The organism is Bacillus sp. C1 (assembly GCF_054570475.1).
This window is the reverse complement of the sequence record NZ_JBTMZT010000001.1, coordinates 821,021-834,948: the sequence shown is the minus strand read 5'-3', so window position 1 is coordinate 834,948 and position 13,928 is coordinate 821,021. Positions and strand designations below refer to the sequence as shown.

Genomic DNA, 13,928 nt, shown 5'->3' with positions numbered 1-13,928 from the left:
AATTCTGACATATATTAACATTGTATTGACAAGCAAGCACAAGCTGTTCATATCGTTGAAATTAGCTTGCTTTCATTACTATCTATATTGCTAGAAATTTCGACAGCGCTATGAAGTCTATTTTTTGTTGAATGGAGGGATTTTTCTTGGCTGAACAAAAAGGATATGGATCCGGCTATGGTAGCTATGGCGGGTTCGCTTTAATCGTCGTGTTGTTTATTTTGCTTATTATTGTTGGTGCTGGTTATTATCGTTAATTTTATGCATTTCATTTTTATTTAGAATGGAGGGATTTTCTTGGCTGAACAAAAAGGATATGGATCCGGCTATGGTAGTTATGGCGGGTTCGCTTTAATCGTCGTGTTGTTTATTTTGCTTATTATTGTTGGTGCTGGTTATTATCGTTAATTTTATGAGGCTCATTTTTGTATAGAATGGGGGGAAATCTCTTGGCTAAACAAAAAGGAAATGGATCCGGCTGTGGCAATTATGGCGGATTCGCTTTAATCGTCGTGTTGTTTATTTTGCTTATTATTGTTGGTGCTATTTATTATTATTAGTTTTATAAAGCTCACTTTTGTATAGAATGGGGGGAAATCTCTTGACTAAACAAAAAGGAAATGGATCCGGCTATGGCAATTATGGCGGATTCGCTTTAATCGTCGTGTTGTTCATTTTGCTTATTATTGTTGGTGCTGCTTACTTTTGTTAGTTTATAAAGTTCATTTTTATTTAGAATGGGGGGAATCTCTTGGCTAAACGAAAAGCATATGGATACAGCTGTGGTGGCTACAACCAATTTACTTTAATCGTTGTGTTGTTTATTCTGCTTATTATCGTTTATTTAGCTAAGTGACATCCTCTTTGCACCGTTAAAGTTAGACAATAGATTGCTTCACATAATGTGAAGCAATCCTTACCTCATATAACATATGTTTAAGACAATCTATACGTTCACTGCGAAAGGAGAAAAAAATGGAATCTCTCCCGCATTTCCCCGAAAATGTTTCTTGTCAACTTTTATCTATTCCAAAGAATACAGAACCAAAAATTAAAAATTCAGTTCAAAAAGAATTGATCGCACAGGTAGCAAAAATAGAGAAGTTTATTACTTCCAAACCAACAACGAGTAACATCAATAAAACCCAAGAATCTAAGTCTAATATCCCTTTTCCACTCCAAATCAATATTCCTTATTTCAATATACACTTAGATTCAACAGAACTACTAGGCATTGCTAAATCTGTACTTATAGAAACACTATTAAAAAAAGTTCAGGACCCTGAATTTTTAATGAATATTTTAAATAGTGAAGGTGGAAATAAATTGCTTAGTTTAGTAGGTAATTTATTCAATACTAATAATCAAAAACCAGAAGAAAATGCTGACGAAAAATAACTTTCATCTATTTTATAAGTAATATTCGAATACTTCTATCGTACACATTTTTTATATACTTTCCTTCTTCAATACTAAACACTGTGTAATACTTTTCTACTCTTATATTTAAAATAGGGTACACCTTTTAACCAATGAAAAGGTGTACCCTATTTTTATAATCGCTAGTCCGTAAAATAGAATATTGTTCATATATATAAATCCAATTTGATTTTCTAACAGATACATTATGGTTATGAAGAACAGTTGGAGACCTTCACTCATTTTCTCCTTCTGTCTTCACATGGAATGGGGCTAAAAAAGGCACTGACCGCTTCTATCCATGGCCGGATCCTCTCATCCATCTGAAAAGAATGATTTGATGTTAGTTTTTTAATTTGGATTTATATAACGAAAGCATTTACATAATTTCAAATGATTGATTTGTAATAGGTTTGCTACTATTCCAAATCAAAAATAATCATATCATGCCCGACTTTCTTAATCCTACTCCAGTCTATCCTTACTTCTTGTTGTTCTCGTTTCAACCCCCCCCATTTGCCAACCGGTATGATGAGAGCTTGAATTTTCCCGTCTTTCTCATTAATCTCTAAATCAGCATGACCTAAAACTCCCATTTTTTCCGCACGTTCTAAATCCACAATTTCTTTTCCACTTAATTCGCTTAAGCGCATATGCCTCTCTCCTTTACAAAAAGACTTGCCTGCATTCCCTTCAAATTTCATCCTATAATAAGTACGTATTCTACATGTCTCTAAAAAATACCAAGAACATGGAGTCCTCTTTCTAACCTTCAAAATTTCTTATAATGCTAAAAAAGTTGGTGTATAAAAATAACCGTATCTCCTCGTAAGAGATACGGTTATTTCGTCTTATTTCATTCCTTTTGGAAGCTCTCCATTTGGACTAATAAGTGCTGCAGAAAATTCATTTGTAAACATATTGCGAACCAATGCATCTACATCTTTTTTCGTCACATTGTTTACACTCTCAATAATTTCATCAAGAGAGCGATGCTTTCTAAGAAGTAATTCATTTTTACCATTACGACTCATACGGCTATTCGTACTCTCTAAACTCAACATTAAATTCCCTTTAAGCTGTTCTTTACTATTCACAAGTTCTTTATCTGTAATACCTGTATTTTTCAATGTCTCTAAAGTCTCTTGCATTGTATCGTATAACGTATCTAATTGTTGACTTCCTGTGCCACCGTAAAGTGTTAACATCCCTGTATCTTCATAAGAAGAATGATAAGAAAACACTGAATATGCTAACCCTCGTTGTTCGCGCACTTCTTGGAATAAACGGCTACTCATACTGCCACCTAATACATTATTTAATACAATTAAGTTATAAATATCTTCATGCCCCATTTGCAATCCTTGGAATCCTAAACATAGATGAGCCTGCTCTGTTTCCTTCTTACGAGAAACCTTATTAAAATGGAAAATTGGGCTATGTACTTGTTCCCGATTTGTTGTTCCTTCGTAATCACCAAAATATTGTTCCACTGTTTGAAGAAATGATTCATCAATATTTCCTGCAATCGATACGACAACATTTTCAGGTGTATAGTGATCTTTTATATATTGACGCAACGTATCACCAGTAAACGTTTCAAGTGTTTCTTCTGTTCCTAAAATTGGATACCCAAGTGGATGCGTTTCATATGTCGCCTTCGTTAACATATCATGTACGATATCATCTGGCGTATCCTCGTACATTTTAATTTCTTCAAATACAACATTCTTCTCTTTCTTCAATTCTTCCTCATCAAATGTAGAGTTAAAGAACATATCAGCTAACACATCGAGCGCATATTTTGCATGCTCATCAAGTACCTTTGCATAATAGCACGTGTATTCTTTTGAAGTAAATGCATTCACTTGACCACCGATACTATCAAATGACTCTGCAATTTCTCTCGCACTACGCGTCTCTGTCCCCTTAAAAAACATGTGCTCTAAAAAGTGCGAAACTCCATTATTTTTTTCATTTTCATTCCTTGAACCTGCATGAATCCATATACCAATTGCAACAGAACGAACAGTTGGTATATTCTCCATAACGATTCTTACACCATTTTTACAAGTATATTTTTTAATCAAAAACTTTCCTCCTAATGCCAGTTTCTCTAAATAATTGCTATTATTTAATGATAACAAGTTTGAACATGAATGTCATGCAAATGTATTTAATCAATACGTTTTTCATCTAATAATTCTGTAATGCCTCCTACTTTATATCCTTGTTTTTTAAGCTGCGAAATCATCGTATCTAGCGCCTCTGTTGTTGGGGATGTCGGATGCATCAATACAATTGCACCCGGGTGTACTTTCTGCATCACACGCTGGAGGAGCACTTCAGGTTCTGGACGTTTCCAATCAATTGTATCAACTGTCCACATAATGGTCCCCATCTTTAATTCATCCGCCACTTCTACAACTTCATCACGGAAACTTCCACTTGGTGGTGCAAACCATCGTACTTTTTGATTTGTAGCTGCCTCTATAATTTGATTTGTCTTTTGTAATTGTTCTTGTATCTGACTTCTAGATAGCGTTTTCATATCTGGGTGTGTATAAGAATGATTCCCGACTTCTTGTTTTGCATCCACAATCATTTTTGCAAAACGTAAATTTTCTTTTACCCAACGTCCTTCTAAAAAAAACGTTGCTTTCACATCATGTTTTTTTAGCGTCTCTAATATACGAGGTAAGTACTCATTCCCCCAAGCTACATTTATTGTTAATCCGACCATTTTCTTATTCGGATGCCCACGGTAAATCGGAGATGGAGATAAATCCTCTAAATGAACGCTAGGTGATGTTTCTCGAAAGACAAGCTGTTTCTCATTAAACCCTCCTAGCTTCTTCATATTATTATAAGACGCCTCTATATCAATTTTCTTCCCATTATATCCTGGTGTCGCTTTCCAAATTTTATCGATTACTGCATTTTGCGGGGCGATTACATACTGTTTTGCCTGCTTTTGAATTTCTTCATACAAATTATCTTTTGCAACCACTGAATATGAATATACCCCTATACAAAAAAAGAATATAGTTATACATGCAAATATACGTGTTTTCATATACACCCTCCCATTAACAATCCACAACGAAAAAACCATTTTCTTCTTATCTTTGTTAATTTGAGCGTTATGATGAAAAGTATACCTATCTGGCTGTAAAATCTATATTGTTACTGTTTTTTTTATAATAAAAAAGCCAGGGATTCTGGCTTTTCACTTAGTTCTGTTCTTGTGTATTTTCTTCTTTTGAAGCTTCTTCTTTCGCAGCTTCTTTTTCTTGCTCTTCTTTTAGCAATACTTTTCTAGATAAGTTTACACGGCCTTGTTTGTCAATCTCGATAACTTTAACTGAAATCTCATCACCGATTTTCACAACATCCTCTACTTTACCTACGCGCTCAAGTGCAAGTTCAGAAATATGAACAAGTCCATCTTTACCGCTGAATAATTCAACGAAAGCACCAAATTTTTCAACACGTTTTACTTTTCCTAAGTAGATTTCCCCTACTTGTACTTCGCGAACGATATCTTCAATAATTTTCTTCGCCTTTTCATTCATCTCTTGATCAATTGATGAAATAAAGACTGTGCCGTCTTGTTCGATATCAATTTTGACACCTGTTTCTTCAATAATCTTATTAATTTGTTTACCACTTGGTCCAATCACATCACGGATCTTATCCGGATTAATCGTCATTGTGATAATTTTTGGAGCATATGCAGATAACTCAGTACGAGGCTCAGCAATAACAGATAACATATGGTCTAGAATGTGCATACGACCAACTTTCGCTTGTTGTAATGCTTCCTCTAATATCTCACGAGATAAACCATCGATTTTAATGTCCATTTGTAATGCAGTTACACCTTTTGCTGTACCTGCTACTTTGAAGTCCATATCACCTAAATGATCTTCCATACCTTGAATATCTGTTAAAATTGTGTAATGTTCACCAGATTTCACTAGCCCCATTGCAATACCAGCAACTGGCGCTTTAAGTGGTACACCCGCATCCATCATCGCTAATGTACTACCGCAAATACTTGCTTGTGAAGTAGAACCGTTAGATTCTAAAACTTCAGATACAAGACGAACTGTATACGGAAAATCCTTTTCAGATGGGATAACAGGCTCAAGAGCACGTTCTCCTAATGCACCGTGACCAATTTCACGACGACCTGGTCCACGCATCGGTCTTGTTTCACCAACACTAAAGGATGGGAAATTATAATGGTGCATAAAGCGTTTTGATTCTTCTACACCAAGACCATCTAAAATTTGCACATCGCCTAATGCTCCTAATGTACAAATACTTAATGCTTGTGTTTGCCCACGTGTGAACAAACCAGAACCGTGGGTACGAGATAAAATACCAACCTCTGATGCTAAAGGACGAATTTCGTCACCTCTACGTCCATCTGGGCGGATTTTTTCAACTGTAATTAGACGACGTACTTCTTCTTTTACAATTTTGTATAGGATTTCATTTACTTGTCCTAATGTCTCAGCATCAGCTTCTTGTGCTTCATAATGCTCAATAACACGCTTTTTCACTTCGTTAATTGCATTTTCACGTGCATGTTTTTCATGCACTTGGATTGCTGAATGCATATCTTTTTCTGCCATTTCACGTACAGCTTGGTTCAGATCAGCATCCACTTCATAAAGTTTCACTTCTGTTTTTTCTTTACCTACTGCTTGTACAATCTCCTCTTGGAAAGCAATTAGACGTTTAATTTCTTCATGTCCAAACATAATTGCTTCCAACATTGTTTCTTCAGGTACTTGATCAGCTCCTGCTTCGACCATGTTAATCGCATCTTTAGTACCAGCTACAACAAGGTGAATATCACTTTGCTCTTGCTGTTCTACTGTTGGATTAATAATGAATTCGCCATTAATGCGACCAACTGTTGCGCCTGCAATTGGACCTTCAAATGGAATATCTGAAATCGATAATGCTAATGAAGAACCAAGCATAGCCGCCATCTCAGAAGAACAATCTTGATCAACACTCATTACGATGCTGACAACTTGTACTTCGTTACGGAAACCATCTGCGAAAAGCGGACGAATTGGACGATCAATTAAACGACTTGCTAAAATTGCTTTTTCACTTGGACGACCTTCACGTTTAATAAAACCACCTGGGATTTTTCCTACTGCATATAAACGCTCTTCATAGTTTACTGTAAGCGGGAAAAAATCTACATTTTTTGGTTCTTTTGATGCAGTTGCTGTAGATAGAACTGCTGTATCGCCATATCTTACTAATACTGCTCCGTTTGCTTGTTTTGCAAGCTGACTTGTTTCAATCGTTAACTGACGACCAGCTAAATCTATCGAGAAGACTTGCTTTTCTTGACTCATTTAAGTACCCCTCTCAATTTAAAATATTCAATTCTTCTATGTAAATGGATAGTATATCACAATATTCTTCCTCTAGTATTGCCGAAAATTAAGTAAGCTATAAAGAGTAGAAGATATATTTTTACCTAACAAAAAAGCGGGAATATTCCCGCTTCTTTGACTATCGACGTAAGCCAAGCTTTGTGATTAATTCACGGTAGCGTGTGATATCGCTATTACGAAGGTAAGTAAGTAAGTTACGACGTTTACCAACCATCTTTAATAGACCACGACGTGAATGATGATCTTTCTTGTGAGTACGTAAGTGCTCATTTAGAGTGTTAATTTGCTCTGTTAGGACAGCAATTTGAACCTCTGGAGAACCAGTATCAGTCTCATGAGTTCTAAATTGTGCAATGATTTCATTTTTACGCTCTTGTGTTAAAGCCATCCTATTTCACCTCCTAATAATTAAACCCCCAATTACCTAGCAAGCGTCGGTGAGTCGCAATGCCAAGCAATGGTTGTCATAAAGTACATAACATAGAATACTACTTTTCATTTGAAAAAGCAAGTATATTCTTTGCGGTACTAAAATATTCTTGTGCTGTTTTTTTATCTTTTTCAATTTGAGCAACTAACTCGTCAATACCATTAAACTTTTTCTCTTCTCGAATGCGCATATGCCACTCAACAGCAACAACCTGATCATATATATCCTCATTGAAATGGAATAGATGCACTTCAATAGACAACTTACGTTCCTCTTCTTTAAATGTTGGTTTATAACCAATGTTACATACGCCATCATGCCACTCATCATAAACTTTTAATCTTACCGCATATACACCAACAGGTGGCAGAAGATACTCATCACTCAAAGCTACATTAGCTGTTGGAAAGCCAATTTGACGTCCACGTTTATCCCCGTGCACAACCGTTCCTTCTACTGTATAAGCTCTACCTAAAATAGATGGAATTTGTTCCATTTCTCCATTTCGAATGAGTTTTCGTAATGCTGTAGAACTTACTTTTTCTTCTTGAAATTCAACTTTTTCGATCACGGTCTGTGTAAACTCCCCTCTTGCATGAAATGGTAAAGTCTCCATCGTCCCTTTTCCTAAACGTCCATATGAATAGTCAAAACCAGCTACTACATGCTTTACATTTAGCCCAATAATATATTCATCTACAAACTGTTGTGGCAGTAATCCAGCAAATAATTCATCAAATTTCACTACATATAACATATCAATCCCTAAATCTGCAATTACTTTTTCTTTAATAGATAGCGGTGTAATATACTCCACATGCGCTTCTTTTTTCCCTAATACAACCGATGGGTGTGGATGAAACGTTATGACAGCACTTTTGTACCCTCTTTCATCCGCTATTTTTTTTGCTGTTCGAATCACACGTTGATGCCCTAAATGAATGCCATCAAAAAATCCTAATGCCATTACAGTAGGTGGTAATTCTACTTTATTTTGTTCATGTGGATGAGTTAAATGAATGAGTTTCACGCTTGAATTCACCTTTTTCTGTAATAATCCTTCCAATAATTCATTATAGCTTTAGTTCTTGATTATTCACAAGCACTTTCATTGGCTTTAACATACCAGGGTGTTTTGGATGATGTTCATAAATCGCTAAACAACGCCTGTTTTTATCAAATACTGTAATGAACGGAGCTGTCACTTGCAGTTCATTCTTTAAAAACATGCCATTTTTTATCTTTTCTGCTTGTTTTTCATCTACAACCATTTTTGGAAATTTACTTAATGCTTCATCAATTGAGATGAAAATAGACTCTACTGTTCCATTTTGCATGTTTTCTTCAATTTCTTCAAATGATATGCAATCTTCTAGCACAAATTCTCCTGAAGCCGTTCTCACCAGATGTGACATATGTGCTGGAAATCCTAGTTTTTCACCAATCATAACCGCTAATGTTCTGACATATGTTCCTTTACTACATGTAACGCGGAAACGGAATGAAATATTCTCCCCTTCAAATACTTCACGATTATCAAGTAGCACAAACTCGTGAATTGTTATTGTCCGAACTGGACGTTCAACTTCTTGTCCTGCTCTTGCATATTCATATAGTTTCTTCCCATTCACTTTTACAGCTGAATACATGGGGGGGACTTGTTCAATTGTACCTGTTAATTCTGCTAATACAGTTTCTACTTCCGTACGTGTAATTACACGATTTACATCTTGTTTTTCCACTACTTCACCAGAAGCATCTTCAGTCGTTGTCGAAAATCCTAGTGTAACTTCACCTTCATATGTTTTTGTTTCGCTTGTTAAAAATTGCGCAATTTTTGTAGCACGCCCTACACAGATCGGTAATACACCTGTTACATCTGGATCTAACGTTCCTGTATGGCCAATTCTCTTTTCACGCAATATCTTTCTTAATTTAAATACACAATCGTGTGATGTCATTCCTTTTGGTTTATGTAATAGTAATACACCTTCCATACGTTCACCTCATCGTTATACTTTTGTAGAAGGTATCCAAAAATCCGGCATAAATAGCAATCACATTTCTTCACCATACCTCATGTACATCCAGCAACACTCAGTCTCCTTTTGGCTTCTTCACTTCGAAATGCACAGCTTTCTTTATCCTTCCTTTTGAACACACTAATATGCAAAACTTACCCTCCATTGAAAAAATGGATAGACAAATGTCTATCCATTATTCTTCACGTTTACCGTCTTTATTAATTTCATGTAAAAGTGTGTCAATTCGATGACCATATCCGATAGACTCATCAAATTCAAAGGAAATCTCCGGTGTTTTACGAAGACGAATACGTTGGCCAATTTCTGAACGAATAAAGCCTTTTGCCTTCGCTAAGCCCTTTAATGTGTTTTCTTTCTGTTCTTCGTCTCCTAAAACAGAAATATACACTTTAGCAATTTGTAAATCTCCACTCACTTGTACATCCGTTACTGTAACAAATCCAATACGTGGGTCTTTAATTTTACGACTAATAATGTCGCCTAATTCTTTTTTCATCTGCTCGCCCACACGGTTCGCACGTAATTTCATAACTATTCACCTCATTCAATACCATTCCAATTGTGTTATCGTACGTTCAATCTCAGGAAATGAATCAATGTACGAAAGTACACGATTCATTTCTTTTTCACAGACAACACGATTTGAGGATACGGAAACAATTGCAATTTCTGTACGTTGCCATACATCTTGGTACCCCACTTCTGAAACAGACACATTGAAGCGCTGTTTCAGACGGGTTAACACACGTTGTAAAATTGCTCGTTTCTCTTTTAAAGAATGCACATCATAAATCATACACTCAAATGAGAGTGAAGCAATGATCATCGCTTCACTTCTTCCATAATGTAAGCCTCAATGATGTCCCCTTCTTTAAGATCGTTGTATTTCTCAATTGTAATACCACACTCATAGTTTTGTGCAACTTCTTTTACATCGTCTTTGAAACGTTTTAACGTATCAAGTTGCCCTTCATAAATTACTACGCCATCACGAATAATACGTACGCCGCTATCACGTGTAATTTTACCATCTATTACATAACATCCTGCGATTGTTCCAACTTTCGTTACTTTGAACGTTTGACGAACTTCCGCTTGACCAATTACTTTTTCTTCGAATTCAGGATCAAGCATACCTTGCATTGCTGCTTCAATCTCTTCGATTACTTTGTAAATGATGCGGTGTAAGCGAATATCAACATTTTCTAATTCAGCTGTACGCTTCGCATTTACATCAGGACGTACGTTAAATCCGATGACAATTGCATTAGATGCAGAAGCTAAAATAATATCAGATTCTGTAATCGCACCTACGCCTGTATGGATGATTTTTATTTTTACACCTTCAACATCAATTTTACGAAGTGATGCTGCCATTGCTTCTACAGAACCTTGTACATCTGCTTTCACAATTAGGTTAATTTCTTTCATTTCGCCTTCTTGAATTTGTTGGAATAAATCTTCAAGGCTTAACTTAGATTTTTCACCGCGCTGCGCAAGCAATGCTTGTTGTGCACGTGATTCACCAATTTGACGTGCTTTCTTCTCATCAGCAAATGCCATGAAGCGATCACCAGCTTGTGGCACTTCATTTAAACCTGTAATTTCAACAGGAGTAGATGGGCCAGCAACTTTAACGCGACGACCGATATCACTTACCATTGCACGAACGCGTCCAAATGAAGTTCCAACAACGATTGGATCTCCAACTCGAAGTGTACCATTTTGAACAAGTAATGTCGCGATTGTTCCTTTTCCTTTATCAAGTTGCGCTTCAATTACAGTACCAGCTGCATAGCGATTTGGATTTGCTTTATATTCTTCTACTTCACTTACAAGAAGAATCATTTCTAGCAAGTTGTCAATGCCTTCGCCTTGAATTGCAGAAATTGGTACGAAAATTGTATCGCCACCCCAAGCTTCTGGAACTAATTCATATTCTGTTAATTCTTGCATTACGCGATCTGGATTTGCTGCTGGTTTATCCATTTTATTCACAGCAACGATAATTGGTACTCCAGCTGCTTTCGCATGGCTAATCGCTTCAACTGTTTGTGGCATAACACCGTCATCAGCTGCAACAACAAGAATTGTAATATCTGTTACTTGTGCACCACGAGCACGCATCGTTGTAAATGCCGCGTGACCCGGTGTATCTAAGAACGTAATTTTCTTATCATTTACATCAACTTGGTATGCACCGATGTGTTGAGTAATTCCACCAGCTTCGCCAGCAGTTACTTTTGAATTACGGATAGAGTCAAGTAATGTTGTTTTACCATGGTCAACGTGTCCCATAATTGTAACAACAGCTGGACGCTCTTTTAAGTTTTCTTCATTATCTTGCTCATCAATGAAAGTTTCAAACTCAGTTTCGCTTACAATTACTTCTTCTTCTACTTCGATACCGTAATCAGTAGCAATTAGCTCAATTGTATCTTTATCCAAATCTTGGTTGATCGTTGCCATAATTCCTAGCATAAAGAGCTTTTTAATAATTTCAGATGGCTCTTTGCTTAACTTTTTAGCAAGGTCACCTACTGTAAGGCTTCCAGAGAAAGTAATTTTATCTGGCGTCTCTACTATTTGCGTTTGTTGTCTTCCAGCAAAGTTATCTTGACGTTTGTCTTCATTTCCTTTGCCTTTTTTCTTCTTCTTATTGCTGTTCTTTTTGCTACGAACAACTTTTTCTTCTACTTCAAACTCATCTGCAACAGAAGGTTTTTCTGCTTCATTATTATACTCATTATCTAATTTGTTTACTACTTCATCGTCTAACATTGTCATATGATTCGAAACCTCAATATTCATTTCTTTTAGTTTTGTAATAATATCTTTACTTGAAATATTGTACTTCTTTGCATATTCGTGTACTCGAATTTTACTCATACCTTCACCCCCGGTAAGTTGTATCAAGCATGCTACGCAGCTTTTTCGCAAAGCCCTCATCTAACACAGCTACAACGACTCGCTCATCTCTCCCAATCGCATGCCCTAATTGTTGTCGATTTTCGACTTTTCTCATTGGTATATTGTAGTACGTGGTCTTATCAGTGATACGTTTTGTAGTGTTCGCTGACGCATCTTCAGAAAGCAATACAAGCTTTGCTTTGCCACTTCGTACTTCTTTTAAAACAAGTTCTTCACCCGAAATGAGTTTCCGAGCGCGGTTTGCTAGTCCTAAAAATGATTTCCAATCGGACACTTATTTCGACTCCTTTTCAACAAGCTCAAGAAGCTCTTCGTAAAGGGAACTGTCGATTTTCGCTTTTAGATGATGTTCCAAAATATTTTTCTTTTGCGCTTGGATAATGCATTCCTTGTCTTTTGACAAATATGCACCGCGTCCTGATTTTTTTCCAGTTACATCAATAGACACTTCGCCCTCTTTGGAACGAACAATGCGAACGAGCTCGCGTTTTGACTTCATTTCTTGCGTTGCAATACATTTTCGTAACGGAACTTTTCGATTGCTCACAATCATCACCTCTATTCGATTTCGTCTTCGACTGAATCGAATGCGATCATGTTGTCTTCTTCTGTTACAATACCAAGTTGTTTCGCATCAGATTCGCTTTTAATATCAATTTTCCAACCTGTTAATTTAGCTGCAAGACGTGCATTTTGTCCACGCTTACCAATTGCTAATGAAAGCTGGTGGTCTGGAACAACAACAGTTGTTGCTTTTTCCTCCTCATCCACAAGTACTTTTACAACTTGTGATGGGCTTAAAGCATTAGCCACATATTCAACTGGATCATTTGACCAGCGAACGATATCAATTTTTTCACCTTTTAATTCATCTACGATACGTTGTACACGTTGTCCTTTTGGTCCTACACAAGAACCTACCGGATCAACATCAGTATTCTCTGCATATACAGAAATTTTAGAACGATCGCCTGCTTCACGTGCTACAGAACGAATTTCTACAGTTCCATCATAAATTTCTGGCACTTCAATTTCAAATAAACGTTTTAAAAGGCCAGGATGTGTACGTGATACGTAAATTTGTGGTCCTTTTGTCGTTTTTTCTACTTTTGTAATAAATACGCGAATACGATCATGTGGTTTATATTGTTCATTCGGCATTTGCTCACTTACAGGTAATAAAGCTTCTACTTTCCCTAAGCTTACATAAATGAAACGAGCATCTTGGCGTTGTACAATACCAACCATGATGTCTTCTTCACGATCACTAAATTCTGAATAAATCACACCACGCTCTGCTTCACGCACACGCTGTGTTACAACTTGTTTTGCAGTTTGCGCTGCAATACGTCCGAAATCTTTTGGCGTTACTTCAATTTCTAGTACATCGCCATCTTGATAGTTCGGGTTCATTTGTCTTGCTTCTTCTACAGAAATTTCAAGACGTGGGTCAAACACATTACTTACAACATCTTTACGTGCTAAAACTTGAATTGTTCCCACTTCTGGATTAAAGCTAACACGCACGTTTTGTGCTTGGTTAAAATTGCGTTTATACGCAGAGATTAAAGCTGCTTCAATTGCATCAATAATAATATCTTTGCTAATACCTTTTTCTGATTCTAATACGAGCAAAGCATCTAACAACTCAGTGCTCATGAAGATCCCCCTTCT

General features: G+C 36.5%; 19 protein-coding genes. 6 read left to right on the top strand and 13 right to left on the bottom strand.

Annotated features, from left to right (window positions below; genetic code table 11):
• Positions 1-131: 131 nt before the first annotated feature.
• The 6 genes from ACX5JI_RS04450 (at position 132) to ACX5JI_RS04425 (ending at position 1,398) form a co-directional block, all read left to right on the top strand.
• The gene (locus ACX5JI_RS04450) at positions 132-257 is read left to right on the top strand and encodes a YjcZ family sporulation protein (RefSeq protein ID WP_459499865.1); all 126 of its coding nucleotides are present in this window, start codon (positions 132-134) and stop codon (positions 255-257) included.
• Between the two features lie 40 nt (positions 258-297).
• Positions 298-408, top strand: coding sequence for a YjcZ family sporulation protein (locus ACX5JI_RS04445; RefSeq protein ID WP_459499864.1), 111 nt, complete (start codon positions 298-300; stop codon positions 406-408).
• A gap of 41 nt (positions 409-449) precedes the next feature.
• A complete protein-coding gene (locus tag ACX5JI_RS04440; RefSeq protein WP_459499863.1) occupies positions 450-560 on the top strand; it encodes a YjcZ family sporulation protein in 111 nt (36 codons plus the stop codon).
• A 41-nt stretch (positions 561-601) separates the two neighbouring features.
• A complete protein-coding gene (locus ACX5JI_RS04435) occupies positions 602-712 on the top strand; it encodes a YjcZ family sporulation protein (RefSeq protein WP_459499862.1) in 111 nt (36 codons plus the stop codon).
• 39 nt (positions 713-751) lie between these two features.
• Complete coding sequence (locus ACX5JI_RS04430; protein WP_459499861.1) at positions 752-856, top strand: YjcZ family sporulation protein; 105 nt, start codon at positions 752-754, stop codon at positions 854-856.
• 119 nt (positions 857-975) lie between these two features.
• Complete coding sequence (locus ACX5JI_RS04425; RefSeq protein ID WP_459499860.1) at positions 976-1,398, top strand: hypothetical protein; 423 nt, start codon at positions 976-978, stop codon at positions 1,396-1,398.
• Positions 1,399-1,838: 440 nt separating this feature from the next.
• On the opposite strand, the gene ACX5JI_RS04420 is transcribed toward ACX5JI_RS04425, so the two are convergent.
• From ACX5JI_RS04420 to nusA, 13 genes are all read right to left on the bottom strand, one after another.
• Positions 1,839-2,072, bottom strand: coding sequence for a YlmC/YmxH family sporulation protein (locus tag ACX5JI_RS04420; protein WP_459499859.1), 234 nt, complete (start codon positions 2,070-2,072; stop codon positions 1,839-1,841).
• A gap of 198 nt (positions 2,073-2,270) precedes the next feature.
• A complete protein-coding gene (locus ACX5JI_RS04415; protein ID WP_459499858.1) occupies positions 2,271-3,509 on the bottom strand; it encodes a M16 family metallopeptidase in 1,239 nt (412 codons plus the stop codon).
• An 86-nt stretch (positions 3,510-3,595) separates the two neighbouring features.
• Positions 3,596-4,495 carry a polysaccharide deacetylase family protein gene (locus ACX5JI_RS04410; protein ID WP_459499857.1) on the bottom strand — a complete coding sequence of 300 codons (900 nt, stop codon included), beginning with the start codon at positions 4,493-4,495 and terminating at the stop codon, positions 3,596-3,598.
• A 157-nt stretch (positions 4,496-4,652) separates the two neighbouring features.
• Positions 4,653-6,806 (bottom strand): polyribonucleotide nucleotidyltransferase, encoded by a 2,154-nt coding sequence (gene pnp / locus ACX5JI_RS04405; RefSeq protein WP_459499856.1) that lies wholly within the window; start codon positions 6,804-6,806, stop codon positions 4,653-4,655.
• Between the two features lie 160 nt (positions 6,807-6,966).
• Positions 6,967-7,236, bottom strand: coding sequence for a 30S ribosomal protein S15 (gene rpsO / locus ACX5JI_RS04400; protein WP_001229392.1), 270 nt, complete (start codon positions 7,234-7,236; stop codon positions 6,967-6,969).
• 100 nt (positions 7,237-7,336) lie between these two features.
• Positions 7,337-8,308 carry a bifunctional riboflavin kinase/FAD synthetase gene (gene ribF, locus ACX5JI_RS04395; RefSeq protein WP_459499855.1) on the bottom strand — a complete coding sequence of 324 codons (972 nt, stop codon included), beginning with the start codon at positions 8,306-8,308 and terminating at the stop codon, positions 7,337-7,339.
• Positions 8,309-8,351: 43 nt separating this feature from the next.
• Positions 8,352-9,275 carry a tRNA pseudouridine(55) synthase TruB gene (gene truB, locus ACX5JI_RS04390; RefSeq protein ID WP_459499854.1) on the bottom strand — a complete coding sequence of 308 codons (924 nt, stop codon included), beginning with the start codon at positions 9,273-9,275 and terminating at the stop codon, positions 8,352-8,354.
• Positions 9,276-9,495: 220 nt separating this feature from the next.
• On the bottom strand, positions 9,496-9,852 hold the full coding sequence (gene rbfA / locus ACX5JI_RS04385; protein ID WP_002173084.1) for a 30S ribosome-binding factor RbfA: 357 nt from the start codon (positions 9,850-9,852) through the stop codon (positions 9,496-9,498).
• A gap of 15 nt (positions 9,853-9,867) precedes the next feature.
• Positions 9,868-10,149, bottom strand: coding sequence for a DUF503 domain-containing protein (locus ACX5JI_RS04380; RefSeq protein ID WP_459499853.1), 282 nt, complete (start codon positions 10,147-10,149; stop codon positions 9,868-9,870).
• Positions 10,146-12,212 carry a translation initiation factor IF-2 gene (gene infB, locus ACX5JI_RS04375; RefSeq protein ID WP_459499852.1) on the bottom strand — a complete coding sequence of 689 codons (2,067 nt, stop codon included), beginning with the start codon at positions 12,210-12,212 and terminating at the stop codon, positions 10,146-10,148. Before infB ends, ACX5JI_RS04380 begins: the two co-directional genes overlap by 4 nt.
• Before the next feature lie 4 nt (positions 12,213-12,216).
• On the bottom strand, positions 12,217-12,528 hold the full coding sequence (locus ACX5JI_RS04370; RefSeq protein ID WP_001286526.1) for a YlxQ family RNA-binding protein: 312 nt from the start codon (positions 12,526-12,528) through the stop codon (positions 12,217-12,219).
• Positions 12,529-12,801, bottom strand: coding sequence for an RNase P modulator RnpM (rnpM, locus tag ACX5JI_RS04365; protein WP_000071126.1), 273 nt, complete (start codon positions 12,799-12,801; stop codon positions 12,529-12,531). It lies immediately after the preceding gene.
• Positions 12,802-12,812: 11 nt separating this feature from the next.
• On the bottom strand, positions 12,813-13,913 hold the full coding sequence (gene nusA / locus ACX5JI_RS04360; RefSeq protein WP_459499851.1) for a transcription termination factor NusA: 1,101 nt from the start codon (positions 13,911-13,913) through the stop codon (positions 12,813-12,815).
• Between the last annotated feature and the right edge of the window lie 15 nt (positions 13,914-13,928).

Coding starts and splice junctions, on each gene's coding strand:
- ACX5JI_RS04410 (WP_459499857.1), bottom strand. CDS start 4,495: ATGAAAACACGTATATTTGCATGTATAACTATATTCTTTTTTTGTATA.
- ACX5JI_RS04420 (WP_459499859.1), bottom strand. CDS start 2,072: ATGCGCTTAAGCGAATTAAGTGGAAAAGAAATTGTGGATTTAGAACGT.
- nusA (WP_459499851.1), bottom strand. CDS start 13,913: ATGAGCACTGAGTTGTTAGATGCTTTGCTCGTATTAGAATCAGAAAAA.
- ACX5JI_RS04450 (WP_459499865.1), top strand. CDS start 132: ATGGAGGGATTTTTCTTGGCTGAACAAAAAGGATATGGATCCGGCTAT.
- rbfA (WP_002173084.1), bottom strand. CDS start 9,852: ATGAAATTACGTGCGAACCGTGTGGGCGAGCAGATGAAAAAAGAATTA.
- infB (WP_459499852.1), bottom strand. CDS start 12,212: ATGAGTAAAATTCGAGTACACGAATATGCAAAGAAGTACAATATTTCA.
- rpsO (WP_001229392.1), bottom strand. CDS start 7,236: ATGGCTTTAACACAAGAGCGTAAAAATGAAATCATTGCACAATTTAGA.
- pnp (WP_459499856.1), bottom strand. CDS start 6,806: ATGAGTCAAGAAAAGCAAGTCTTCTCGATAGATTTAGCTGGTCGTCAG.
- ACX5JI_RS04425 (WP_459499860.1), top strand. CDS start 976: ATGGAATCTCTCCCGCATTTCCCCGAAAATGTTTCTTGTCAACTTTTA.
- ACX5JI_RS04380 (WP_459499853.1), bottom strand. CDS start 10,149: ATGATCATTGCTTCACTCTCATTTGAGTGTATGATTTATGATGTGCAT.
- truB (WP_459499854.1), bottom strand. CDS start 9,275: ATGGAAGGTGTATTACTATTACATAAACCAAAAGGAATGACATCACAC.